We start from the raw sequence: 23,913 nt of genomic DNA on the forward strand, positions 1-23,913 counted from the left end.
TCTAGGATTTTGAATCCGAAACAAAAACTGAGCTTCTTCACTTTCATTTTTGAATCAGGTTTAAGTATGTTGGGGTCATTAAGCTCGTGGATAGGAAATTGGAATCGAAATGAATAAGCGAAGATCTTTCAAAGTGTTAAAAGAGAGGCTGGGACATAAGTAAATCTCTAAAGTGAAAATAAGAACGAAGCGCAGTATATTTTCGTAGCGGCACCATTTATAGTTTTACTTAGTTAGGATTTTCAATTAATAAATATACTTTTGTCCCAGCCTTTGTTCTAAAAGTTATTTATTCATATAATGTTCAATTTCCCACTGACTGACTTGCAGAGAGTACGTGTTCCACTCTTGCTCCTTCTCTTCAAGGTAGATTTTTGAAGTATGATCTCCTAAAGCATCCATTAACACTTCATCATTCCTCAATGCTTTCAGAGCTTCTTTTAAATTCGTTGGTAAAGTTGGGACACTATCATCACTGACTTCATAAAGGTTACGGGTTTCAGCTTCTCCCGCATCCAGTTCGTTGCGAATACCTTCAAGCCCTGCTTTAATTAGTACGGCTAGAGTAAGGTAGGGATTCGCTGTCGGGTCGGGGTTACGGACCTCAAATCTCGTGCCATTACCACGGGTCATCGGAACACGGATCATACAGCTCCGGTTAGAATGGGACCATGCCACACTAACTGGTGCTTCATAACCAGGAACGAGACGTTTATAGGAATTTACATTCGGATTGGTAATTGCAGCGATTCCATTAGCGTGGTGTAAGATTCCCGCCATAAAATGTTTCATTGTATCTGAAATTTCATCATCAGAATGCTGATCATAAAAAGCACTATCGCCATCGGTAAATAACGAAAGATGGCAGTGCATACCGGATCCGTTTCCGCCGGTAATCGGTTTAGGCATAAATGTCGCATGATAATCATGGTTTGATGCGATGTCCTTTACTACATTTTTAAAGGTTTGAATGTTATCCGCCGTTTTCAGCATATCGTCGAAACGGAAGTTAATTTCATGCTGACCCTGTGCAACTTCGTGGTGAGAGGCTTCCATCTCAAACCCGTATTTCTTCAATGTACGGGCAATATCGCGGCGTACTTTGTCCCCTTTATCTTTAGGCGAGGCATCAAAGTAACCTGCCCGGTCATTCATTTTACGAATCGGATATCCTTCTTCGTTTAACTTAAATAGAAAGAATTCTGGCTCAGGTCCTACATTTACTGTATATCCCAAATCCTTAGCTTCTTTCATGGCTCTTTTTAATATATATCTTGGGTCTCCTTCAAATGGGTTACCATCAGGTGTATAAATATCACAAATAAATCGAGCAATACAATCCTCATCTACATTCTCAGGTAACACCTTAAATGTATCCAAGTCTGGAACGAGGTACATATCACTTTCTTGAATTTCAGAAAAACCGGAAATAGAAGAGCTGTCAAACATCGCTTCATCATTTAATACGGCATCAATTTCTTCGACCGGAAGCTCCACATTCTTCGTTTCCCCTAACATATCGGTAAACTCCAAACGAAGAAATTCTACTTTTTCATCTTTTACTATCTGTTTAATACTATCTTTCGAATAATTCATGCATTTCCCCTCATCTTCAAAAATTGTTTACGTCATACCTAGGAAGATTCCCATGAATACTTACTATTAAACCTTGGAATAATATGGTGGAGTGAGTTTACTGAAAGATAATATATAATTACAAGGTTTAACCTTCAACTATATGCGGTAATGAACAAATAAATCTAATAAAAAGGAGTGGGGATATGCCTTGGGATACAAAAGATTATCCAAGTTCATTTAAAAGTTTAGATACTGTGGTAAGAAAAAAAGCGATTGATATTGCAAATGCCATGATTGATGAAGGCTATGACGAAGGACGAGCCATTCCAATTGCGACAGAACAAGCCAAAGAATGGTATGAGAACGCTTCACAAGATGAGAAGCAAGAGATGAGCAATAAAAGTGACAAAGAGTTACGAAACCGGGAAAAAGATGATCAATCTTCCAGTCGTCCTGAGTTATTAGATAAAGGCGAGCATGTCGTGTCGCATGAGGATGGCTGGGCTGTTCAGGCCGAAGATGCTAAACAGCCTTCTGATGTATTTGAAAATAAGCAGGATGCTGTAGAGCGAGCGAAGGAAGTAGCAAAAAATAAAGGAACGAGCGTGATCATTCATAAGCAGGATGGCAGTATCCAGGACCAGACAACCTACAGCAACTAAACGACCATTCAAACCAGGAAATATCGCAGCTTTGTTCTGTAACGTATAGAAAACATGGTATGATAAAGGAAAGAATAGCATGGAGGTTAAGAGATGAATGGTCAACAACGTAAGGATATTAAACCTGGTTTAGAAGTCGATATTGTCTTAAAAAAAGACCAGCGTAGTGGAAATTTAACACGAGGGATAGTCAAAGATTTACTGACTAAATCACACAGTCATCCTCATGGGATCAAAGTTCGTTTGGAGGATGGCCAAGTAGGAAGAGTAAAGCAAATACACGGGTAATTTTAAATGCCCCGTACTCTGTCGATAATCGTCAGGATACGGGGCTTATTTTTTACTTGTTTACTGTTTTGATTTTATAAAGTCTGCATATGGAACTTCAACAGTAAAAAAATCGCCATCTTGATCTTCTGTAGCAGCCATAATGGTATAGTTCTCACCGAAAATTCTTTCCATTGCATAGTCTCCGCTCTCAAATGGTTGACCGAGACTGAATCCACTATTTAAGATTGTATGACGTTTTTCCTCTGTAAGGTTAGCAATCTCTTTCATCATGACCATTGGCCGGAAAGTGGTGATATTATTGTCATTAATTTTATCCCAATCAATTTCAACAGTAACGAATTCAGAAGCTTCTCCTAACATTTCTTGAATTAACCCTTTAAATTCGCTTAGATCTAATAAATATACCACGTCTTCAGGTATGAGTTGATTTAGATAATGAGTAGGCATTTTCTTCTCTCCTTTGCTTACTGATAAAGTTATAGTACCACATAGTCCATAAAATAAACTTAATACATTGGAAAAAGCGGTCCAGACTGTAGTCTGAACCGCTTTATAAGTGAAAGAAAGCAACATGTTCAGCTTTCTCCCTTTGTATACATCGGACTAATGAATTTTAATTGTTTGTTGATCATCTTGCGTTTCCATTGCAAGTGGTTATGAACCTATATTGCCGCGGTTCTTCTACAAGGTAGTTTTTATCAACTTAAACGACGCAATCCCTACCTCTATTGCATCCTTACAGCTCCGAAGCTGATCCAGTGTGATTAAGTCGTGATAAAACATAGCAGAATGCCAGTCTCATACACATCACTCTTTCATTGTTCCGAGTTACCTTTAGCGAAGGCACTAATATAATAGTATAGTTTGGTTTCTGTGATTTGTCAATATCGGTCTTCTGCATGGAGAACAGCGGTCTTGATGATGCTATCCTAGTTTCACAATTGTGCGGCCGCGTGTCTTCCCCTCTAGAATCTTTGTTAAAGTTTCAGGAACTTGTTCTAAGGAAATTACTTCTTTTATTCTATCGAATGTATCACTTATTTTCAGATCACTTGCGAGCCGGTTCCATACTTCTTTCCTCGTTTCCATCGGGCAGTAAACTGAATCCACTCCAAGAAGATTAATCCCTCTTAATATAAAAGGATAAACCTGTGTTGGAACATCTGTCCCAGCTGTAAGTCCACTTACAGCAGCTGCTCCATTATAGTGAAGCTGCGAGAGAAGGGAGGCAAGCGGTTCACCACCCACAGGGTCAACGGCTGCGGCCCAGCGTTGTTTGCCAAGTGCTCTTAACTTCCCGTCATATACATCTTCCCGTGAAACGACAGAAACAGCTCCAAGATCAAATAAATAGTCTTTATGTTCTATACTGCCAGTGCTCGCTTCTACCTCATAGCCTCGTTTAGTGAGCATAGCAACTGCCATACTGCCTACGCCCCCAGTAGCCCCTGTAACGAGAACGGGTCCCTCGCTTGGTACGAGACCGTTTTTCTCTAATTTATGGATAGACAATGCAGCAGTAAAACCTGCAGTTCCATAAATCATCGCTTCTTCGAGGGTTAATTCATCTGGAAGCGGGATAACCCATCCACCTGGGATAGAGGCGTATTCGCTATATCCGCCGTGGTGGGAAACACCTATCTCATAACTTGTAGCAATGACAGCGTCCCCTTCTTTGAAACGGTCATCTTTTGATTGGACAACAATTCCGGCTAAATCAATGCCGGGAATAATAGGGTATTCCTTAACCATCGGGTTTCCTGGTGTTGAGACCATTCCATCTTTATAATTTACACTTGAATAATGAACTTTAATCAAAACATCACTTGATGGAAGAGCGTCAATGGAAATCGTCTTTATCCCAGCATTCGTCTTACCATCAGACTGGTCAATATAGAAAGCTTTAAATTCAGTCATACGGGCCACTCCTCTATTGAATTACCATTATCGTTTAAAATCTTCATCATATTTTTCCTCAGAGGAAGAATTATTCTTCGAACGGTCGCCGCGTTTTTCATCACGCTCATTCTGTTTAACTTCTTCTTCAGGAATGTCATCATCTATTAACTTATCTTTCTTGCGTTTCTCCTTGAAATCTTCTTTATCATAAGCTTTTTTATGATTTGCAGGCATTTGCTACACCTCCATATCAACTATGTACCCTAATATTGATTATGTTTAAACCACATATTATAAAAAAGATCGGCTGCTCTTATCACGAACAGTCGATCTGTTATGACCCTTTCCTTAATTCCTCTGGGTCTTTTTTGTTGCTAAAGCGATTTTTATATTTTTTTACAACAGGGAGACGTATCATATAGTCAATAACTGTACTAAGAATCAGTCCATGTATAATTACTCCGACTATCGTAACGATGACGATAATGACGTGTCCCATTATCGTCTCTGGTTCAAACCCTGCTCTGCCGAAAAAGATTAGCGCAGTGAGAGTGCTTATAAATGCATCGGTATAGCTGGTCAGTTTATCCTCCATGAGGGTCAATGGAATAATGAGTAATAAAATGAGGAGGGATGTGATGATTGCCACGGGAAAAAACCGCTGACTCTTTAGAAACCGTATAAATGGTTTTGTATAGTACTTTGTGATCGATTTAAGCCTGAATAAATGGAGGATTCGAGCTGCCCTGGCAAATTGAAAGACTGCATCGAAAGGGATGGCAGCTATCACAATAAATGGGTTTTTTTTAATGAATGACCATTTATGATCACTGGTAAAGAGTCTGTAGAGAAAATCGACGAAGAATATACTCCACGTAACCCATACAATTAAACTGTCATAAGGTGTTTGCTGCCAGATGGTTGAGACAGACAGTGTAGCAAGTAGTACCATGATAAGTTCATAGACGGCCTTGGTAAAATTATGTTTAAATTGCTTCACTGCTATGAATCTCCTTCCTATAAAGCATATCAAAAGCTATTATATCATGTTGAATTTGTTACCACATCGTTTTAAATCTCATGGCCATCTCCATTAATCGTGCATCCCTACCCATTCTTCCAGGGTGACGCGTCCATGGTCTGAGCCGCTCTAAAAACACTTTATCGCACATTCTTTTTGAACCGAATTTTCGGTAGCAAGCGTCATGTTCCATACATAAAGCATCTAACTGATTTACCGGAGCCCCTGGGCCGCTGCACCATGGACCGCAATATCGATAACCAGGAAAACAAGGCATTCTCCCTTCATCCTTTCATCATGTGATCTATTATTCTATGTGGAGCAGCGGTGGAGTGGTTAGTGAAGGTGTCTAGTGGTTTAATAAATTTCATGAATGTCACTCAAAGCTGCTATAAAGTGGGTGAATGTCAGAGTAAATTGTTTCTATGAGAATTGGCACTATGATATGATCATAGTAATCAGGAATCATGACGAAAAAAAGGAGTCGTTTATGTGTGAGGGGACTATTTAATCGTGTTGTTTGGACCTTATTCTTTGGCGGGGTCACAGTTTCCCTTATATTTACATTGATTGAATTACAGGAACGAAATTCACATATATATCAGGTGAAAGATGAGAAAACCCCTTCAGAATTAAATCCAGCTGTGGAAGAGGGGAAACAGCATTTAGTCAATCAGGCAGCTGAACAAGGTATTGATGTCGTTATTACGGATGGACTGAGGACGAAGCAGGAGCAAGATGCTTTATATGCTCAAGGTCGTTCGGCTGAAGGAAGGATAGTAACGTATGCTTCGGGTGGCGAATCCTACCATAACTATGGATTGGCTATTGACTTTGCACTGCGTCTGGATAACGGGGACGTTATTTGGGATCGAAACCATGACGGGAATGATAATGGCCAGTCCGATTGGATGGAAGTAGTGGAGATCGCTAAAGGATTAGGATTTGAATGGGGTGGAGATTGGAAGTCATTTAAGGACTACCCTCACCTGCAAATGGATTTTGGCCTGAGTATTCGTGAATTGCAAAAAGGCCTGCGCCCAAAACCAAAAGCATTGGCAGAAGAGTAATAAAACACCCCTCTAGTGGAATATTCCACTAGAGGGGTTGTTCGATTCTTAGGTGTCCTAATGTTGGTAGGCTTCAAAAGGTTTGATCATCGCTCGGATACTTTCAATATAAGGCATGTGAACGTTATGCTCTTTACCAAGTCGTAATGCACCCCCATGAAGATGTTCAGCCTCAAGCGGCAGCCCTTTTCTGCGGTCCTGGTGCATAGAGGAAGTGGCTTCATGCTCAAGGTTTTGTAATTGTTTAAAGGCTTTTTCTACATGCTCATCCGTTAAGTGAACCTGATGAGCCGCAGCCAATTCTTTCATTTCCTCGAGCATTCGTTTGGCAATCAGAAAGGTTTGCGGGTAGGTACGCACTTCTCCGATGGGCAGATTGGTGGCTGTAGTAATCCCTGAGAAGGCTGTAATAAACATATACTTTTTCCAAATATCTTCTAAGATATTTGGACTCAATGTCCCATTAAAGTTGGACTGATTACAAGCTAATGATAATTCTTCACAAATTTGCTGTTGGGAAGGATGTAACGGTCCAAATACAAGGTCGTGAAACGAGCTTGTATGCACAACATGCCCTTTGTCATCAAGGGTCGCCATAATATAAGAAAGCCCTCCGATTACGGCTTCTTCTCCGAGCTCCTTTTGTAAAATGGGGATGTGCTCTACTCCGTTCAAGACAGGATATACCTTTGCTCCTTTTTGGACAAGCTGCTTTAACCAGTGTAGTGTTCCTTCGAGGTGATACCCTTTTACAGCTAGAAAAACTAGGTCAGGGTCTTCAATTTCTTCTGGGTTTTCCGCAATGATCACGTCTTCAGCAGTATAATCTCCCTGTTCGCTATGTAAAATCAATCCGTTTTCTCTTAATTGTTCTGCCCGTCCAGACCGCACAAGGTTGATAACTTCATGACCAGCTTCTTGCCAGCGTGTGCCGAAATACGCCCCTAGTGCTCCTGCACCTAAAATAACGATTTTCATAAAAACACCCCTTTTTAATTATTGGCCTTTCGTTTTGCTTTTCCTGTTTCCTGACCAGCATCAAGTAAAAGTACGAGAGCTGCAGCCGTGTGAAGCATCCAGCCAAGAATCGGGATCGCCCCAAGAAAACTGGCTACCATTCCGACGATGCTGCCAGAGCTGAACTGTGAATCTTTAATGGAAATGACCAAAGTTATAGCATGGAGGATAAACATGACTAATAAAGCTGTCCAGCCGGTACTGAGTACAAAGGCTCCTCCGGCAAGTGGAATAGCCAGAAGACCTTCGGCAACCCCGGTCACCCATTTCATTAATGTCGTACGCTGCATAACGATTCTCCTTTAGCTTATTTGTGACGATATTTCATTCTATTATCTCATTCGCTCCATGATTTATAAAAAAATACGCCTCTGCTTCTGACCATTCCCTTTCTTAACATAAATCATTCACCATTTTTTAGTATATCCCTTTATTTTTCATAAAAAAAGCTGACCCAATGAGGACAGCTTTTCGGTGACATATAAAAGATTCATGAATTCTGGAACTATGGGTTGAAATGGTCTTACTTCGTTGCTTTCTGAAGCTTTTGGATCATTTTCAGGGAACGGCCAGTACCAATGGCTACTGATTCTAATGGCGATGGAGCCATATGGACAGGGACAACGATGACGTCTGACAGCCAATCCTGCATGCCTTTTAGTAAAGAACCGCCTCCTGTTAAAATAACTCCATGATCGACGATATCTCCGCTTAATTCTGGAGGGCATTCCTCTAAGGTAGCACGAATCGTTTCAAGGATTTGTTCCAGCGTTTCTTTTAATGCTCCCTGGATTTCGGTAGAGGAAAGCTCAATGGTCTTAGGTAAACCAGTTACCATATCGCGTCCTCGTACATCCATTTTTTCCTCAGGGTGATCGATAAGCGCATAACCGACTTCCATTTTAATTTGTTCTGCCGTTCGCTCACCAATCAAAATGTTGTAAGCTTTACGAACGTATTGAATGATCTCCTCGTCCATAACATCGCCGCCTGTACGAATAGAACGGGATGAAACGACGCCTCCGAAGGAAATAATTGCCACTTCAGTAGTTCCCCCGCCAATATCAACGATCACATTTGCAATCGGTTCATCGACAGGCAGGTCAGCCCCGATGGCTGCAGCAATCGGTTCTTCAATAAGGTGTACTGTTTTCGCGCCATAGCTTTTTACAGCATTATGAATGGCTCTTCGTTCTACAGAAGTAGAACCGGACGGGGTACAAATCACAACGGTTGGCTTACGCATTGAAATGCCTGATTTCTTGCTTACTTTCTTTAATAATTCTTTCAGCATTTGAGCCGTCATATCGTAATCAGCAATGACACCATCCCTTAAGGGGCGAACTGGGATGATATTTTTCGGTGTCTTCCCGACCATTTCTTTTGCTTCTTTCCCAACGGCCACGACATTTTTTGTTTCCGTATCATAGGCGACAACAGATGGTTCATTCAGTAAAATTCCCTTGGATTTCGAATAGATTAATATATTAGCTGTTCCTAAATCAATTCCGATTTCAGCATTTGATAACATGTAGACGTACCTCCATAAGATGACAGATTCTCTTATAATTCTTCTTTTATTTTAAAAGGTTTATGGGGGTCATACAACAGGAATTTAATGGGGAACAGCAGGTAGTCGAGAGTCGCCTAGGACGTGTATAATAGCAGTAATGTTAGATGAAGGAGTTTTTTCCTAATGGAAAGGTATTTAAAACATCAAGAAATCATAAATAAAACAAAACAAATAAGTGACTCATACGTGCTTGACCAAGGGGTTTTCGATGAGATTATCGATCAGCTTCTAAATAGTGAACTAGATTCAGAGGATGTGATTTTAGAAGGATTTCAACGATTGCTTCAAGAAGTAGATTATGAAATAGGGCGGATGGAGCATTTTGCGAACTTGACAGCAAGTTGTTTTAAAGGCTGTGCCTTCTGCTGCTATTTTCCTATTGTTTTAAGTAAAATGGAAGCCAAAATAATGTTTCGTTCGATTGAAAATTTTTCAGAAGATCGCAAGCAGGCTATCTATGATCATTGGGACCGTTATTATGAAAAATATGCAAAAACTCTGAAGGAAGCGGCAGGAATGGATCATAATGCAGATGAGACGAAGTTGGCCTATAAAAAATTAAATCTCCCTTGTCCGCTGCTTGATCCTGAAACACAAACGTGTATGGCCTATGAGGTGAGGCCCATTCCTTGTCGTACTTATTTAAACTACGCTGATCCAAAGGTATGTGCAGAACAACATCTGCCACAAGAACCATCCAGTTACGAGTTTTTATACAATCATTATTTTGAAGCTATTAATGAGTTAATCCAAGTGCTCTATGAAAATGGAGAGAATGTATTAGTCGATTATCCTGGTGACGTATGGAGTTATGACTACCTGCCTGTTTGGATTGAAAAATGGAGAGAGGGGACATGGCATGAGCTTTAAAGTGCTTTCGTTAAACGTGGGAAGGCCGGAAAATTACTCGACAGATAAAGGAGAATTAAGAAGTGCCTACCGAAAACAACCAGTAACTGAACCGGTGTATTTAAGCTCTTTAAATTTTTCTGGAGATGAACAGGCGGATAAAAAACATCATGGCGGAGTGGACCAGGCCGTCTGTCTATATCCTGCTAACCATTACCGACACTTTGAAAAGGAATATGGCATGACATTTCCTTATCCATCCTTTGGGGAAAATATTACGGTTGAAGGCATTCATGAGTGTGACACGCATATTGGGGATGTTTTTACGTTGGGGGAAGCTGAAGTGCAAGTAACGAAACCTCGGAAACCTTGTTATATCATAGCTCGTACCCACGGCATAGATGATTTTCCGGCACGTTTAACTAAAACAGGCTTCACGGGATTTTATTTGCGAGTACTGAAAGAGGGAAATGTATCTCAAGGTGATGTGATGCGTTTAAAGCATGCTGACCCGGCGGGCTTAACGGTGGCAGATGTGAACGATGTGAAGTTTAATGATCGGAATAATAAAGAAAAAATTAACCGGATCATTCGAGTAGAGGCCCTTGCAGAGGACTTACGTCAATCTTTATTAAGACGACTTTAACTTGGAGAGGGGTAGCTGCAATGGATTTTGGCCATATTATTGAAGAGAAAATTAAGCGGTCTATTGAGTCCGGAGATTTCGATCATCTGCCTGGAAAAGGAAAGCCATTGCCTAAAGATGAGCTCGCCTACGTTCCTGATGATCTGCGCAATAGCTATCGTGTTTTAAAAAATGCAAATATGCTTCCAGAAGAAATGCAGATCAAAAAAGATATCGTGAAGTTGGAGGAGTTGTTGGCAGATTGTGATGATCCCGAGCGGCAATCTCATTTTCAACATCAGCTCTCTGAAAAAAGAATTCGATTTAATTTGTTAATGGAAAAGCGAAAAATGCAGCAAACGGGTGCTTTTCGGCAATATCAGGGAAGGATCAATCGTAAGTTTGGTTTTTGACCTGGTCTGTTTGTGAAACATTGATAGCTAAATCTATTTTGCATGGGAGGACTTCTCGATGTGTGGGCGATTCACGCTGACGGTCAACGAGCTAGACATATTAAAGGAGTTTGAGCTGTCAAAACCGATCGAGCATTATGAGCCAAGATATAACATTGCTCCAGGACAAAAGGTTCTGGCCATAATCCATGATGGAACAAGGAAAAGGGCTGGCTACATGAAGTGGGGGCTTGTTCCCTCATGGGCAAAGGATCCGAAAATAGGCTACAAGATGATCAATGCAAGAAGTGAAACTGTGCATCAAAAGCCTAGTTTTTCCTCTCTTTTAAAAAGAAAACGCTGCTTAATCCTGGCAGATAGTTTTTTTGAGTGGAAAGTGGTGGATGGGAAAAAGCAGCCAATGAGGATCAAGCCTAGTAACCGAAAGATATTCGCCTTTGCGGGTTTGTGGGATAAATGGAAAGACAATGAGGAAGAGCTCTTTACTTGTACGATCCTTACTCAAGCAGCCAATGAGTTTATGGAAAACATTCATCACCGTATGCCGGTGATTCTCGGGTCTGAATACCAGGAACAATGGATTGCCCCGAACTCCTGGGAGGCTGCAGTTGCTCATCAGTTTCTCCAGCAGATAACGATGGAGGAGCTTGAAGCTCACAAAGTGAGTACGTATGTGAATTCTGCTAAAAATGAAGGGGAAGAATGTATTACTCCACTAACCTGAATTCAGCCTTCGCTGTTGCTTTCAGGTTTTTTTATATAGGCTGAGAAAATCATTAATGAGTCTCATTCATTCTTTACAAGTCATTATCGTGATGACAGGCTTTTTCGTAGTATAATGTAAGGAGCAAGTAGAAAAGTAACGGAGGCTAAGTTCATGCAAGATTCCAATTCTATTCATACCTATCAGCGAGCAATGCAGCATATTAAGGAACTTGAAAGCCAGCCATTAGATCCCCACATGCGCCATGCTCTGGAGGAAATCAGTTCTACTCTTAAGGAATATAAACAAGGGAGTCACAACTTACTTAAAATAATCAATTCTTTTGCTAGTACGCTTCTTGTTAATGACGAAGGGCTGATTCAAGAAGCTAATGATTCATTCTGTCAAATGGTGCAGTTGGATAGTTCTGAAGTAGCAGGGACCTCTCTGTTGTCCTTGTTAACAGAAGAAAGTCGTCTAGAATGGGTAGAATACTCCGCTTCAAAGGATAAAGAATTGTGGAAGAAAGAACTGGCTTTTAAAGATGAATTGGGAAAAACGCGCTGGCTGGCCGTCTCCTGTGTACCTTTATCTTATATTAGCAAGGGGACAGTGTTGATACTCGGGAAGGAGGCATCTTCTGTTGAGGGGTCCCGGCCCATAACGACTGTTCAGGAGGATTATAAGAGACTTGTTAACGCGTTAACCAATTTAGTGTTCAAAGTGAGGTATGACCCGAAGACAAAAGACTACTGTTATATGATGTTCGAAGGTAAGCTCGCTCATGAAATAAAATTGACAACAGATTTTGTTTATGGAAAGAGTCTTAACGAATTATTTGGTGAACATCAGGCTGCTTTTTACCGAAATCAGTACAGGCAGGCATTTCAGCGAAAATCAATTTCTTACAAACACTACTATAAAGACAGGATTTTTCTTACCACCTTATCCCCTGTTGAAGTTGAGGGGGAAGTGGTTGAAGTTATAGGGAGTGCGGTTGAAGTCACCATGTATGAACATGCTGAATCACGCATTCGTCATATGGCTTATCATGATCCATTAACAGATCTCCCTAATCGGAGAAAATTGCAGCTGGACCTTGAGCAGTATATTGATTTGTCAGAACAAGTGTCACCTATGACGATCATGTTTTGTGATTTGGATCGATTTAAGTATGTGAATGATGCTATGGGCCATGCAGCAGGGGATCAAGTCATTAAAAAGATGGTAAAGAGAATCACTGCCTGTTTAAGTGAAGAGGCTGCTTTGTATCGGCTCGGTGGTGATGAATTTGTGATATGTTTACAAGGTAACTCACCATCTGAGAGGACAAGTCAGATCGGTAAGAAGATATTAGAGCAAGTCAGCCGTCCCATTAAATTAATGGAGAAAGAAGTATTTATAACCGTGAGCATAGGGGTTTCTACATTCCCTGAGGATGGCAGTACTTCACAGGAATTGATCGGCAAAGCGGATATAGCCATGCATTATTGTAAAATAAGGGGAAGAGATAACCTTCTTTTTTATACGAAGGGAATGGATCGTTCTTATAATCAACTAATTTCGCTCGAAGGAGATTTGCGTGAAGCAATTAGTAAAGAACAGCTGAGTTTACATTATCAGCCTAAAGTTGATGTGGAGACTGGATACATAAACGGAATGGAAGCATTAGTCAGATGGAAACATCCGACGAAAGGATTTATTTCACCAGGGGAATTTATCCCTTTAGCAGAAGAAACGGGATTAATTTCTCAGATCGATGAATGGGTGCTCTACGAAGCATGCCGACAAAATCAATATTGGATTGAAACAGGCTATGCACCAGAGCGTGTAGCCGTGAACATATCAGCTAACGAGATTCAGAAAGATGATTTCGCGTTAAAGGTTCAAAGAATCCTTGAAAAAACTGGATTGAATCCACGTTATTTAGAAATAGAAGTTACTGAAAATAGTGTCATGCAGCATACAGCGGAATGTATTCGCACTATGCAATGTTTGAAGGGGATGGGTGTTTCTCTTGCGATAGATGACTTCGGGACTGGTTACTCATCATTGAGTTATTTGAGACAATTTCCGATTCACCAGTTGAAAATAGACCAGACCTTCACGAAAGACGTTCTTACAGATCCGAGTGATGCCGAGATTGTAAAAGCAATGATTCAGCTTGCCGATGCGTTCAAGTTAGGTGTAGTCGCTGAAGGGGTGGAAAGTGAAAAGGTTCTTGATTTCTTAAGGGAAAACCAATGTGACTCCTACCAAGGCTATCATTTTAGTAAACCGCTCCCGCCAGAAGGAATGATTCAACTGCTGACAAAAAGAACGACTTATACATCAACAGACTCTCGGCGTTCCCGCTGAAAAAATTACAACAAAGAGCCGCTCTTCGGAGCGGCTCTTTGTTCCCTAATTATGAGGCTGAATTGCGTGCTCGTTTTTCTTCGGCTTTTTCTTGTTTGGCCACTTTCAAGAACTTATTTGTTTCAGCTGCAACAACTCCTGACAGGAGCAATAGGCCGATCAAGTTCGGGAAGGCCATTAGGCCGTTCATAACGTCTGCGAATTTCCAGACAGTATCAAGCTGTGCGACCGATCCTACAAGAACAAACAGGACAAAGACAGCTTTATAGGCATTAATGCCGCGTCCACCTGTTAAGTATCCGAAACATTTCTCGCCATAATAAGACCAGCCAACGATGGTGGAGAAAGCAAAGAATATTAAACCAAGTGTAACGACGTAGGCACCTATATCTCCGAGGAACACCTCAAAGGATTCCGAAGTTAAATCAGCACCTTCTAATCCACCGCCATATTCTCCAGCCATTACAATGGTTAATCCCGTTATGCTGCAAACAATAATTGTGTCGATAAATACCTGAGTCATTGATACTAAAGCTTGACGTCCCGGGTAATCCGTTCTTGCTGCCGCGGCTGCAATAGGAGCCGATCCTAAACCTGCTTCGTTAGAGAACACTCCTCGGGCTACACCATAACGAATGACAGTACCGAGAATCCCTCCCCCGACAGCATTGGCTGAGAATGCATCAGAGAAAATCGTTCCAAGCGCTTCAGGAACTAAATCAAAATTTAATACAATTATGATTAATCCGCCGATAATATAAAAGACAGCCATGATCGGCACGAAAAACGCTGTAACTTTTCCGATACTCTTGATACCACCTAAAAGGACGAGACCAGCAAAGAAAGTAAGAATAATTCCAGTCACCCATGTTGGGACATTGAAGGTGGTTTCCATAACATCAGAGACGGAGTTTGATTGAACCATGTTTCCGATACCGAAGGCTGCCACAGCCCCAAATATGGCAAAACAAACACCCAGCCACTTGGCTTTTAGTCCACGTTCGAGATAGTACATGGGACCACCGGACATTTGCCCATCTTTACCAGTAACACGATACTTAACCGCAAGGATAGCTTCGGCATACTTTGTCGCCATACCGAATAAGGCTGAAATCCACATCCAAAAGACGGCCCCAGGACCGCCGAGAACAACGGCTGTCGCAACGCCGGCAATGTTCCCGGTTCCAATTGTAGCTGCTAAAGCTGTCGTTAAGGCTTGATAATGTGAGATATCACCTTTTTCGCCTTTTTGAGACTTGCTTGGTTTAAAAGCAAGCTTCAATGCATACGGCAGGGTTTTGAATTGCAGGAAACCCAGACGCAATGTTAAGTATATTCCTGTTCCTACTAGAAGAAACAAAAGGACAGGCCCCCAAACAATTCCGCTTGCCCAACTTAAAAATTCATAAATGACTCCTCGATCTTCCATGTGACTCCCCCTAACTTTTTTGAAAAACTTGTCTTTATATTAAATATTCCGAAAATTACCCCAAATTGTCAAGTCCATATCTTTTAAAATCATAAGGTATTTGGTTTTATTTTGAAGCACGGAGGGGAAATAACCAACATAATGATGAATGATTTAATTTTTTTCGATATAATCTGTAATAGATGAAATAATAAAGATGGGGGACAATGAAAATGATTCACGTATTATTTGTTTGTCTGGGGAACATTTGTCGTTCTCCGATGGCAGAGGCGATATTGCGAGATCTGATTAACAAAGAAGGATTAAGCGACCATGTTACAGTTGATTCAGCTGGGATTGGCCACTGGCATGTGGGGGCTTCCCCGCATGAAGGGACCCGAAATATATTAGATCATAATCGTATTTCTTATGAAGGGTTGGCTGCAAGGCAAGTAGACCCTTCAGACTGGGACAGATTTGATTATATTATTGCTATGGATCAAAAGAACATGAAGGACTTACAAGGCATCCGGGAAAAGAATGGAGTAGTTGTAAACATGTTTATGGATTACGTATCAACTCATGATAAAAAAGACGTTCCCGATCCCTACTTCACAGGAAACTTTGATGAAGTGTACGAATTAATAAGCCAAGGCTGTGTGGGACTTCTGGATGAAATTAAACAAAATGTTAGAAATAAGGAGGAATTATCATGACAAAGCATAAGCTATGTAAAGGTATGGTATTGGGTGCCCTAGTTGGCGGTGCTGTAATGCTATTTGATAAAGGGACACGCCGTTATGTAACAGGTAAGACTCGAAGTGCAGGGACATCATGTAAAAAATTTGTCGCTCACCCATCTACAGCAGTGCATTCAGTGCGTATGAATTATGAATCATTTGCGCAATGTATAAACAAAGGCATTGACGATGTATTAACGATATTAAATAAAGCTGAGGAAGCTCTCAAAAAGCTAAGTGAGATCGAAAAAGATGTAAGTCAACAGCTAGAAGCAGTAGATGATTCGAAGGAGGCTTCCTAAGCGGTCCAAAAGGGGAGAGTGCGTTTTGAGTAAGGTGATGCGTTTTGGCAAGGAGCTGTTTACCCGGTTTGGGGAAGATGAAATCCCTGGTATGGCAGCTCAGCTTGCCTATTTTTTTCTGCTTTCCTTGTTTCCGTTTATCATTTTTCTAATCACATTATTAAGCTACATGAATATTCAAGAGGACCGAGTATTGAACTTCATAAGTACATACGCTCCTCCTGAAACGTATGAGTTGATTTCTGAAAACATTACTGAATTGCTTAACGATCAAAACGGTGGGTTACTGTCTTTAGGGATTATTGGTACTTTATGGGCGGCTTCAAATGGAGTTAATGCTCTGATGCGTGCTTTCAATAGGGCTCATAATGTTGATGAAAACCGATCGTTTATCGTAGCAAGATTCACGGCAATTGTACTGACGATTGCCATGGTCTTTGTGATCGGGATTGCTTTTCTCCTCCCCGTGTTAGGAAATTCCATCAGTACGTTTATTTTTACTTTTTTAGGTGTATCGGGTGATTTTATTTTCTTTTGGGACGCCTTAAGGTGGGTCGTTTCATCAGTCATTTTCTTTATAGTTCTTTCTTTTCTTTACTTAATGGCCCCCAATAAATCTTTGAAGATCCGTGAAATAACGATTGGGGCTATTTTTGCAACAATAGGCTGGCAGTTGGTGTCTCTTTTGTTTTCCTACTATGTAAGCAGTATGGGAAATTATTCAGCCACTTATGGCAGCTTAGGCGGAGTTATTGTGTTAATGATATGGTTTTATATATCCGGGGTTGTGATTATTTTGGGAGGTGAAGTTAATGCCGTTATTTTAAAGTTTCGGCAGTCAAATAACTAAAAAACCAGGGAGGACTCCCCTTAGGCTGGCGAGAAAAGTTTTTAAGCCTTTTATATGATCAAGGAGCGAACAACAAAAGAACTAATAAAGCTAAGAGGTCGGGACAAAAGTTTTTAGTGAAAATCTGAATTAATTAAACTATAATTGGTGCATATAACCCGCTACGAAAATACACTTCGCTTTCCGCGGCCCTCGCGCGTAGTGGGGTCGTTCGGTGTTGGCACAGGACGTGCCGGTTTTAACCGAACTTCCTTGTTGTTGAGCCTCCTTGTGCTGGCGCACTGCGGTGTCTCACCTAGGCCCTTCCTCCCGCAGGAGTCTCCGCATATTTTCTCAGCTAAAACAGCACATCGTCCGTATTTTCACTTAAGAACTTTATATATGTCCCAGCCTCTTTTATTTTATGACTTTTTTTGTAAATCATGAAGAGTTATGGTTATCCGCGAATAGCTTATTCCAACGAAGTGCCTCACGAGGAGTCTGGTCATCATTCATACCCTTTTAGCAGACGCAGTCCATTGAGAATGACTAAGATCGTACTTCCTTCGTGCCCGATGACCCCGAGAGGAAGGTCTAATATTTGAAAGAAATTAGATATAATCAATAGCATAATTACTGATATGGAAAAAATAATATTTTGCTTAACAACCTGGTTCATCCTTTGTGAAAGCCTCATGGCCTTTGCAATTCTGGGCAGGTCATTTTTCATGAGTACCACGTCTGCTGTTTCCAGCGCAGCGTCTGAACCTTCACCCATAGCGATTCCTATGTTAGCTGTTGCCAGGGCAGGGGCATCATTAATGCCATCTCCCACCATTGCAATTTGATTAAATTTCTTTTTAAGCTTTTTGAGTTCGCCTACTTTTGTATCTGGCATACAATCAGCAACAAAGTGGTCAATTCCTGACTCTTCTGCAATAGCCTTGGCTGTTTTTAAATTGTCACCTGTTAACATTATCGTGTAGACGCCATGATCTTTAAGCACTTTAATCGCTTGTTTGGTTTCCTTTCGAACAGTATCTTTTAAAGCAATTGCCGCGACGATGCCTTCCTCATTCGCCGCAAAAACGACTGTTTTCCCTTCTGATGACAGCCGCACAGCTGCCCCTTCTTGAAACATTTCTGCCGCTTTTTCTCCAATAAAAGCTGGATTGCCAATCTTCCATATTTGATCACCTACCACGGCTGTGACTCCTTGCCCGTTGAAATTCTTCATGTTATCTATCGGCGGGAAAGTGATGTTAGACTGCTTAGCATAGCGAACAATCGCTTTGGCCAGTGGATGGTTTGATTCTTGTTCAATTGAGGCGATGGCTGCCAGTGCATCCTCCTTATTGTAAGACGGGTCAATATAAATGTCAGTTACCTCAGGAGAACCATATGTCAAAGTCCCTGTTTTATCAAAAGCGATGGCTTTAATATGGGACAAATTCTCAAGATGGCTCCCGCCTTTGAATAAAACTCCGTGCCGAGCACTGCTTGAAATGGCGGATAGTGTTGCTGGCATAATAGAAGCGACTAAAGCGCAGGGGGAAGCCACAACAAGTAAAATCATCGCTCGATATACCGTATCCATCCACGTCCAGCCAAACAGGAAATGGGGGAGAAAGAGCATTAAGGCCACAACGATCAGGATAACTTTTACATAAGTTCCTTCAAAACGCTCAATGAATAATTGGGAAGGGGATTTTTCCTTTTGGGCTGTTCGTACAAGCTCCATAACTTGCTGAAAAACGGTATCCTTCTGTGTCTTCGTAATTTCCACAGTAATACTGCCATCCATTGTTACAGTGCCAGCAAAAACTTCCTTCCCGTGGTCTTTCATTACAGGTATGGATTCTCCGGTGATGGCACTTTCGTCTAAAAATGTTGTTCCTTTTACAATTTTCCCATCCGAAGGTACGCGTTCCCCTGCCTTAATCAATATGTTGTCCCCGATCACAAGTGAATCTGTAGCGACTTCTATATACCCATCTCTAGTGACCTTCCATGCTTGGTTAGGCTGAAGATCCATGAGAGAGGAGATCTCTTTCTTACTTTTATTCATGGTATATGTTTCGAGAGCTCCGCTTAAAGCAAAGATGAAAATTAAAACTGCACCTTCCGTCCAGTACCCGATCGAAGCACTTCCGATGGCAGCGAGTATCATCAGCATCTCGACATTTAATTCCTTGTCACGAATTGTCGCCTCTATTCCCTCTTTGGCCTTGGCATACCCTCCAGTGATGAAGGCGATGATATGCAAAGTAATATAGGCACTTTGGGAAAGGTGTTCGATGTTCAGCCATGTAAGAAACAGGGTCAGGCCGCTAAACAGAGCAGCAATTAATTCCAAATGTTCTTTACTATTTTCAATGAGTGAAAAAGAAGAAAATGGACGTACACGAATGGAACGAACTTCTGCAGGCATGGCGTTCTCATCTCCCTTTTTATAATTGATAATAATTTTCTGCTATGTTGTTAGGAACTAATCCATAAGGTGTATGGGTAGGAGTTTCTATTTATAATTATTATAAATTTGTATTTGTTATTATATTATCATCATTTCAATATAAGTCAATGGAATAAGCGTCAAAAAGGAATTATAAATTCAGAAAATTTTTATATAGGTGCGGAGGGAAAATATCCGAGCTAGAAGGTTGATATTACATGTGTCAAGTTGCTATATTGAATAAGTGTCAAATTAACGTAGAGAGGTGGACATATTCCATGCGAAAAGGTCTTTTACTTATATTTATTCTCATGTTTTCTGTAGTTCTCGCTGCATGCGGAGCAGATAAGGGTGAAGAGGGTTCAACTGAAAACAGTGAGTCAGCAGAGCAGGCATCGGACTCAAAATGGAGTGAAATCCAAGAGGCAGGTGAGATTGTAGTTGGTACGTCAGGAACGCTTTATCCAGCTTCTTACTACCCTGAGAATTCTGACAAGCTTACAGGATATGACGTGGAAATTATCCGTGAAGTGGCTAAACGATTAGGTTTAAAGGTTTCTTTTGAAGAATACGGTGTAGATGGATTGTTATCTGCTATAAAAAGCGGCCGGATAGACGTTGTCATCAATGATATGGAGGTTACTGAAAATAGGAAGAAGGAATTTGCATTTAGTGATCCATATAAGTATTCGTATTCAACGATGATTGTGCGTGAATCAGACCTTTCAGGTATTGAAACTTTAGAGGATCTGGAAGGCAAGAAACATGGTGGAGGTGCAACCACAGTATTTTCAAAAATTGCTGCACACTTTGGAGCTGAAACGAAGACATACGGAAATGTAGCTAATGATGTGTACCTTCGTGATGTAGCTAATGGACGTACGGATTTTATCATCAATGACTACTATCTGCAGACGTTAGCGCTAAAAGCATTGCCAGATATACCGGTGAAGCTTCACCCAGATCTCAAATTTCATCCAACAGAGTCGGCTATTGTCATGCCAAAAGATGCTTCCACTCTTAAAAAGAAAATTGATGAAACATTAAATGAGATGAGAGAAGATGGAACACTAACAAAAATTTCTAAAGAATTCTTCGGTGGAAAAGATGCTTCTAAGAAACCCGAAGCCGATGTAAAAGAAATTAAAGGTTTAGACCTGTAGGGGTCTCGTTATGTTTGGTATTGAAATCAATGACATCAATTTAGAGAAGCTGTTTGTGCCAGAACGTGCTTGGGACAACTTACCGTTTGTATTAGAAGGGGTACCGTACACGTTATTAGTAGCTATTCTAGGTATGGTGCTCGGTCTGATTCTCGGATTCTTCTTAGCTTTGGCAAGAGGATCAGACAATCTTCTATTGAGGTGGCCTGCTCGTATTTATATCACCTTAATGCGAGGGACACCGATTCTTGTTTATTTATTCGTGCTTTATTTTGGTCTTCCGGTAGTCGGAATTACACTGACAGCACCAGTTGCCGCTATTATCGGTTTCGGGACGAATAGTGCTGCGTACATCGCAGAGATCAATCGCTCGTCACTGAATAGTGTCGATCATGGCCAATGGGAATCATCGAGGGCTCTTGGATTATCTTATTGGAAAACGATGCGAAGGATTATTATGCCACAAGCGACGAGAATTGCGATTCCGCCATTAGCTAACGTTTTTCTTGATATATTAAAAGCTACCTCTTTAGCTGCGATGATTTCGGTTCCGGAGATTTTGAACAAGGCCCAAATTGTTGCAGGACGCACAACGGATTCATTAACCATGTATATCCTGGCTGCGATGATCTATCTAGTATTAACCTTGTTTTTCTCGGTTCTTCAAGATTATTTAGAGCGTCGTTACAATAAATATTTATAAACATCAATCGTCGGTCCTGGAGGGCCGACGATTTTTAGCTGTGTGTGACTTGCATTACGGCTTCGTTCCTACTATGATATGGTGTGGCATTTGTAAATCGTAATGATTTTGAATTACTTGTTTACAACGAAAGCGTGAACTATTATAATTAAATCGTAATCATTCTTATTTGTGAAAGGGAATCTGTATATGGGCAATGATAAAATTATAGAAATAGACCATGTTTCTTTTAAATATGATGCAGAGTGGATTGTGCAGGACGTGGATCTATCTATTGAAAAAGGACAATTCTTAGGTCTTGTCGGCCCAAACGGCTCCGGGAAGTCTACGCTAATTAAATTAATGCTTGGACTGGTCAAACCAGATCAGGGGAAAATTCGCCTCTTTGGCCAGGAACTGCGACATTTTAATCAATGGCAGGAAGTCGGGTTTGTTTCGCAAAAAGCAAATAGCTTTAATTCAGGATTTCCGGCAACTGTACTTGAGGTTGTGAAAACTGGGCTCGTGTCTCGTATAGGAGCCTTTCGTTTTTTTAATCGGAAACATAAAGAGAAAGCAATGAATGCTCTAGAAATCGTAGGGATGGAAGATTACGCTGAGAGCAGTATAGGCGAGCTATCTGGCGGTCAGCAGCAGCGTGTATTTATTGCTCGGGCACTTGTCAGTGATCCTTCTTTATTAATCCTGGACGAGCCCACAGTTGGTGTGGATGCCAAGCACGTGGCCAATTTCTACGACTTACTGGCTAAGCTAAACCGAGAACAGGGCATATCCTTGTTAATGGTGACACACGATATCGGGACGATAACAGAGCATGCAACACATGTTGCGTGCATGAATAAATCTGTGCACTTTCATGGGGTGTCTGAAGAATATAAAGGTTTTGAAGAGGGGAATTTGAATCAACTGTATGGTCATTCTGTTCAGCCGCTTACTCATAACCATCATCATGAGGTGAAACACTCATGATCGAAAGCTTTTTTCAGTATCAGTTTTTACAAAATGCAGCCATAACAGGAATGCTAATCGGGATAGTGGCACCGTTGTTAGGCGTTTTTATCGTGGTTCGACGACTCTCTTTAATTGCCGACGCCCTATCCCACATAACACTGACAGGTATTGCGGCAAGTCTTCTTCTTGAAAAGAAAGTCTCAGCCGTCCAAGGTCTTAACCCTGTTTATATGGGGATGGTATTTTCGGTAGGCGGGGCTATTTTAATTGAGAAACTCCGGAAAGCCTATAAACATTATGAGGAACTGGCAATTCCGATCATATTATCTGGCGGTATTGGGTTAGGTGTGCTGCTGATCTCATTAGCAGACGGTTTCAATACAGATTTATTCAGTTACTTATTTGGCAGTGTCACGGCCGTTACCCGTTCTAATATGTGGACAGTTTTAATCATTACCATTGTTGTTATCACGATTGTTATCCTTTTTTATAAGGAATTGTTTGTGCTTTCATTTGATGAAGAACATGCTTCCATTTCCGGAGTGAATGGCAAATGGATTCATCTTTTGTTTATTGTAATGGTGGCTTTAGTGATTGCCTCAGCCATGCAGGTAGTCGGGATATTGCTCGTGTCAGCATTGATGACTCTTCCAGTTGCGGCAGCCTTACGAATTGCTTCCAGCTTCAAACAAACTATTGGGTTATCGATTGCATTTGGGGAACTATCCGTTATCCTTGGGTTGTATGCTTCTTATCATTTAAGCGTCCCTCCTGGGGGAACCATTGTGCTGACAGCTATTATTATTCTGATGATGTCAATGCTTTATAAAAAGGTGAGAAATCAACTCTATATAAAGGGTGAAGCAATATGAATGTGGAAACAGCCTTGCAACGACTTAAAGATAAAGGATACAAACGGACGAGACAAAGAGAGCGTATTGTTGAGATCTTCGTCAATCAAGACCAATACATTGCTGCAAAAGCTATTCTTAAACAAATTCAAGAAGACTTTCCAAGTGTGAGTTACGATACAGTGTATCGCAACCTTTACTTGTTAACGGAAGAAGAAATTCTTGAAGCTACGGAACTGGGTGGAGAGAAGCATTTCCGTTTAGGCTGTGAAACCCATGGTCATCATCACCATTTTATATGTACGGATTGCGGAAAAACCAAATCAATTGAGTTTTGCCCCATGGAAAGTATCAACGAACGTCTGAACGGTTATGATATTGAAAATCATAAATTTGAGATTTACGGAAAGTGTCCCCAGTGCAGTTAGTCAAAGTCTGCGACACAAGTCGTAGGC

At 41.0% G+C, this 23,913-nt stretch carries 27 protein-coding genes; 16 read left to right on the plus strand and 11 right to left on the minus strand.

Translation table 11 applies throughout. The features are described 5' to 3' along the window. Positions 1-285: 285 nt before the first annotated feature. A complete protein-coding gene (glnA, locus tag G6R08_RS15505; RefSeq protein WP_163529129.1) occupies positions 286-1,596 on the minus strand; it encodes a type I glutamate--ammonia ligase in 1,311 nt (436 codons plus the stop codon). Positions 1,597-1,781: 185 nt separating this feature from the next. Here glnA and G6R08_RS15510 point away from each other — a divergent pair, with 185 nt between their 5' ends. Both G6R08_RS15510 and G6R08_RS15515 read left to right on the plus strand, forming a co-directional pair. Next, positions 1,782-2,240 (plus strand): DUF2188 domain-containing protein, encoded by a 459-nt coding sequence (locus tag G6R08_RS15510; protein ID WP_163529131.1) that lies wholly within the window; start codon positions 1,782-1,784, stop codon positions 2,238-2,240. A 93-nt stretch (positions 2,241-2,333) separates the two neighbouring features. After that, positions 2,334-2,528, plus strand: a complete 195-nt coding sequence (locus G6R08_RS15515; RefSeq protein WP_163529133.1) for a YwbE family protein — start codon at positions 2,334-2,336, stop codon at positions 2,526-2,528. A gap of 60 nt (positions 2,529-2,588) precedes the next feature. Here G6R08_RS15515 and G6R08_RS15520 read toward each other — a convergent pair whose 3' ends face one another. The 5 genes from G6R08_RS15520 to G6R08_RS15540 all read right to left on the minus strand — a co-directional run bounded on the left by G6R08_RS15520 (position 2,589) and on the right by G6R08_RS15540 (position 5,728). After that, positions 2,589-2,978: a hypothetical protein gene (locus tag G6R08_RS15520; RefSeq protein WP_163529135.1), complete on the minus strand. Its 390-nt coding sequence runs from the start codon at positions 2,976-2,978 to the stop codon at positions 2,589-2,591. Between the two features lie 477 nt (positions 2,979-3,455). Then, entirely contained in the window at positions 3,456-4,448 is a 993-nt protein-coding gene (locus G6R08_RS15525) for an acrylyl-CoA reductase family protein (RefSeq protein ID WP_163529137.1), read from the minus strand. 27 nt (positions 4,449-4,475) lie between these two features. Continuing rightward, complete coding sequence (locus tag G6R08_RS15530; RefSeq protein WP_163529139.1) at positions 4,476-4,664, minus strand: hypothetical protein; 189 nt, start codon at positions 4,662-4,664, stop codon at positions 4,476-4,478. Positions 4,665-4,764: 100 nt separating this feature from the next. After that, positions 4,765-5,430, minus strand: coding sequence for a hypothetical protein (locus G6R08_RS15535; protein WP_240339744.1), 666 nt, complete (start codon positions 5,428-5,430; stop codon positions 4,765-4,767). A gap of 58 nt (positions 5,431-5,488) precedes the next feature. Continuing rightward, positions 5,489-5,728 (minus strand): Parvovirus coat protein VP1-like protein, encoded by a 240-nt coding sequence (locus G6R08_RS15540; protein WP_163529141.1) that lies wholly within the window; start codon positions 5,726-5,728, stop codon positions 5,489-5,491. Positions 5,729-5,945: 217 nt separating this feature from the next. Between G6R08_RS15540 and G6R08_RS15545 the strand changes: the two genes are divergently transcribed. After that, entirely contained in the window at positions 5,946-6,521 is a 576-nt protein-coding gene (locus G6R08_RS15545; protein ID WP_420810407.1) for a M15 family metallopeptidase, read from the plus strand. A gap of 57 nt (positions 6,522-6,578) precedes the next feature. Here G6R08_RS15545 and G6R08_RS15550 read toward each other — a convergent pair whose 3' ends face one another. The 3 genes from G6R08_RS15550 to mreBH form a co-directional block, all read right to left on the minus strand. Next, positions 6,579-7,499, minus strand: a complete 921-nt coding sequence (locus tag G6R08_RS15550) for a ketopantoate reductase family protein (protein WP_163529146.1) — start codon at positions 7,497-7,499, stop codon at positions 6,579-6,581. 14 nt (positions 7,500-7,513) lie between these two features. After that, the gene (locus tag G6R08_RS15555) at positions 7,514-7,828 is read right to left on the minus strand and encodes a hypothetical protein (protein WP_163529147.1); all 315 of its coding nucleotides are present in this window, start codon (positions 7,826-7,828) and stop codon (positions 7,514-7,516) included. Between the two features lie 233 nt (positions 7,829-8,061). After that, on the minus strand, positions 8,062-9,069 hold the full coding sequence (gene mreBH / locus G6R08_RS15560) for a rod-share determining protein MreBH (protein WP_163529149.1): 1,008 nt from the start codon (positions 9,067-9,069) through the stop codon (positions 8,062-8,064). A gap of 165 nt (positions 9,070-9,234) precedes the next feature. Here mreBH and G6R08_RS15565 point away from each other — a divergent pair, with 165 nt between their 5' ends. From G6R08_RS15565 to G6R08_RS15585, 5 genes are all read left to right on the plus strand, one after another. Beyond that, positions 9,235-9,981 (plus strand): YkgJ family cysteine cluster protein, encoded by a 747-nt coding sequence (locus tag G6R08_RS15565; RefSeq protein WP_163529151.1) that lies wholly within the window; start codon positions 9,235-9,237, stop codon positions 9,979-9,981. Further along, entirely contained in the window at positions 9,971-10,606 is a 636-nt protein-coding gene (locus G6R08_RS15570; RefSeq protein WP_163529153.1) for an MOSC domain-containing protein, read from the plus strand. The genes G6R08_RS15565 and G6R08_RS15570 overlap by 11 nt, the downstream gene beginning before the upstream one ends. 20 nt (positions 10,607-10,626) lie before the next feature. Continuing rightward, positions 10,627-10,998 carry a DnaJ family domain-containing protein gene (locus tag G6R08_RS15575; protein ID WP_163529154.1) on the plus strand — a complete coding sequence of 124 codons (372 nt, stop codon included), beginning with the start codon at positions 10,627-10,629 and terminating at the stop codon, positions 10,996-10,998. 58 nt (positions 10,999-11,056) lie between these two features. After that, entirely contained in the window at positions 11,057-11,722 is a 666-nt protein-coding gene (locus G6R08_RS15580; protein WP_163529156.1) for an SOS response-associated peptidase, read from the plus strand. Between the two features lie 153 nt (positions 11,723-11,875). Beyond that, positions 11,876-14,059: an EAL domain-containing protein gene (locus G6R08_RS15585; protein ID WP_163529158.1), complete on the plus strand. Its 2,184-nt coding sequence runs from the start codon at positions 11,876-11,878 to the stop codon at positions 14,057-14,059. 49 nt (positions 14,060-14,108) lie between these two features. Here G6R08_RS15585 and G6R08_RS15590 read toward each other — a convergent pair whose 3' ends face one another. Continuing rightward, on the minus strand, positions 14,109-15,488 hold the full coding sequence (locus tag G6R08_RS15590) for an alanine/glycine:cation symporter family protein (protein WP_163529160.1): 1,380 nt from the start codon (positions 15,486-15,488) through the stop codon (positions 14,109-14,111). A 212-nt stretch (positions 15,489-15,700) separates the two neighbouring features. Between G6R08_RS15590 and G6R08_RS15595 the strand changes: the two genes are divergently transcribed. Genes G6R08_RS15595 through G6R08_RS15605 form a run of 3 tightly spaced genes read left to right on the plus strand, consistent with a single transcriptional unit; the run spans position 15,701 to position 17,359 of the window. Further along, positions 15,701-16,183 (plus strand): low molecular weight protein-tyrosine-phosphatase, encoded by a 483-nt coding sequence (locus tag G6R08_RS15595; protein WP_163529162.1) that lies wholly within the window; start codon positions 15,701-15,703, stop codon positions 16,181-16,183. Beyond that, positions 16,180-16,509, plus strand: coding sequence for a YtxH domain-containing protein (locus G6R08_RS15600; RefSeq protein WP_163529164.1), 330 nt, complete (start codon positions 16,180-16,182; stop codon positions 16,507-16,509). Before G6R08_RS15595 ends, G6R08_RS15600 begins: the two co-directional genes overlap by 4 nt. Positions 16,510-16,534: 25 nt before the next feature. Then, entirely contained in the window at positions 16,535-17,359 is an 825-nt protein-coding gene (locus G6R08_RS15605) for a YihY/virulence factor BrkB family protein (protein ID WP_163529165.1), read from the plus strand. A gap of 487 nt (positions 17,360-17,846) precedes the next feature. Here G6R08_RS15605 and G6R08_RS15610 read toward each other — a convergent pair whose 3' ends face one another. After that, positions 17,847-19,769, minus strand: coding sequence for a heavy metal translocating P-type ATPase (locus G6R08_RS15610; RefSeq protein WP_163529167.1), 1,923 nt, complete (start codon positions 19,767-19,769; stop codon positions 17,847-17,849). 299 nt (positions 19,770-20,068) lie between these two features. On the opposite strand from G6R08_RS15610, the gene G6R08_RS15615 reads away from it, so the two are divergent. The 5 genes from G6R08_RS15615 to G6R08_RS15635 all read left to right on the plus strand — a co-directional run bounded on the left by G6R08_RS15615 (position 20,069) and on the right by G6R08_RS15635 (position 23,886). Continuing rightward, on the plus strand, positions 20,069-20,953 hold the full coding sequence (locus G6R08_RS15615) for a transporter substrate-binding domain-containing protein (RefSeq protein ID WP_163529169.1): 885 nt from the start codon (positions 20,069-20,071) through the stop codon (positions 20,951-20,953). A gap of 10 nt (positions 20,954-20,963) precedes the next feature. Continuing rightward, on the plus strand, positions 20,964-21,656 hold the full coding sequence (locus G6R08_RS15620) for an amino acid ABC transporter permease (protein ID WP_163529171.1): 693 nt from the start codon (positions 20,964-20,966) through the stop codon (positions 21,654-21,656). Positions 21,657-21,845: 189 nt separating this feature from the next. Next, positions 21,846-22,625, plus strand: a complete 780-nt coding sequence (locus G6R08_RS15625; RefSeq protein ID WP_163529173.1) for a metal ABC transporter ATP-binding protein — start codon at positions 21,846-21,848, stop codon at positions 22,623-22,625. Next, on the plus strand, positions 22,622-23,479 hold the full coding sequence (locus G6R08_RS15630; protein ID WP_163529175.1) for a metal ABC transporter permease: 858 nt from the start codon (positions 22,622-22,624) through the stop codon (positions 23,477-23,479). Before G6R08_RS15625 ends, G6R08_RS15630 begins: the two co-directional genes overlap by 4 nt. Then, positions 23,476-23,886: a Fur family transcriptional regulator gene (locus G6R08_RS15635; RefSeq protein WP_163529177.1), complete on the plus strand. Its 411-nt coding sequence runs from the start codon at positions 23,476-23,478 to the stop codon at positions 23,884-23,886. Before G6R08_RS15630 ends, G6R08_RS15635 begins: the two co-directional genes overlap by 4 nt. The last annotated feature ends 27 nt before the right edge of the window (positions 23,887-23,913 follow it).

It is taken from the genome of Halobacillus ihumii (assembly GCF_902726645.1).
Classification (GTDB): domain Bacteria; phylum Bacillota; class Bacilli; order Bacillales; family Halobacillaceae; genus Halobacillus_A; species Halobacillus_A ihumii.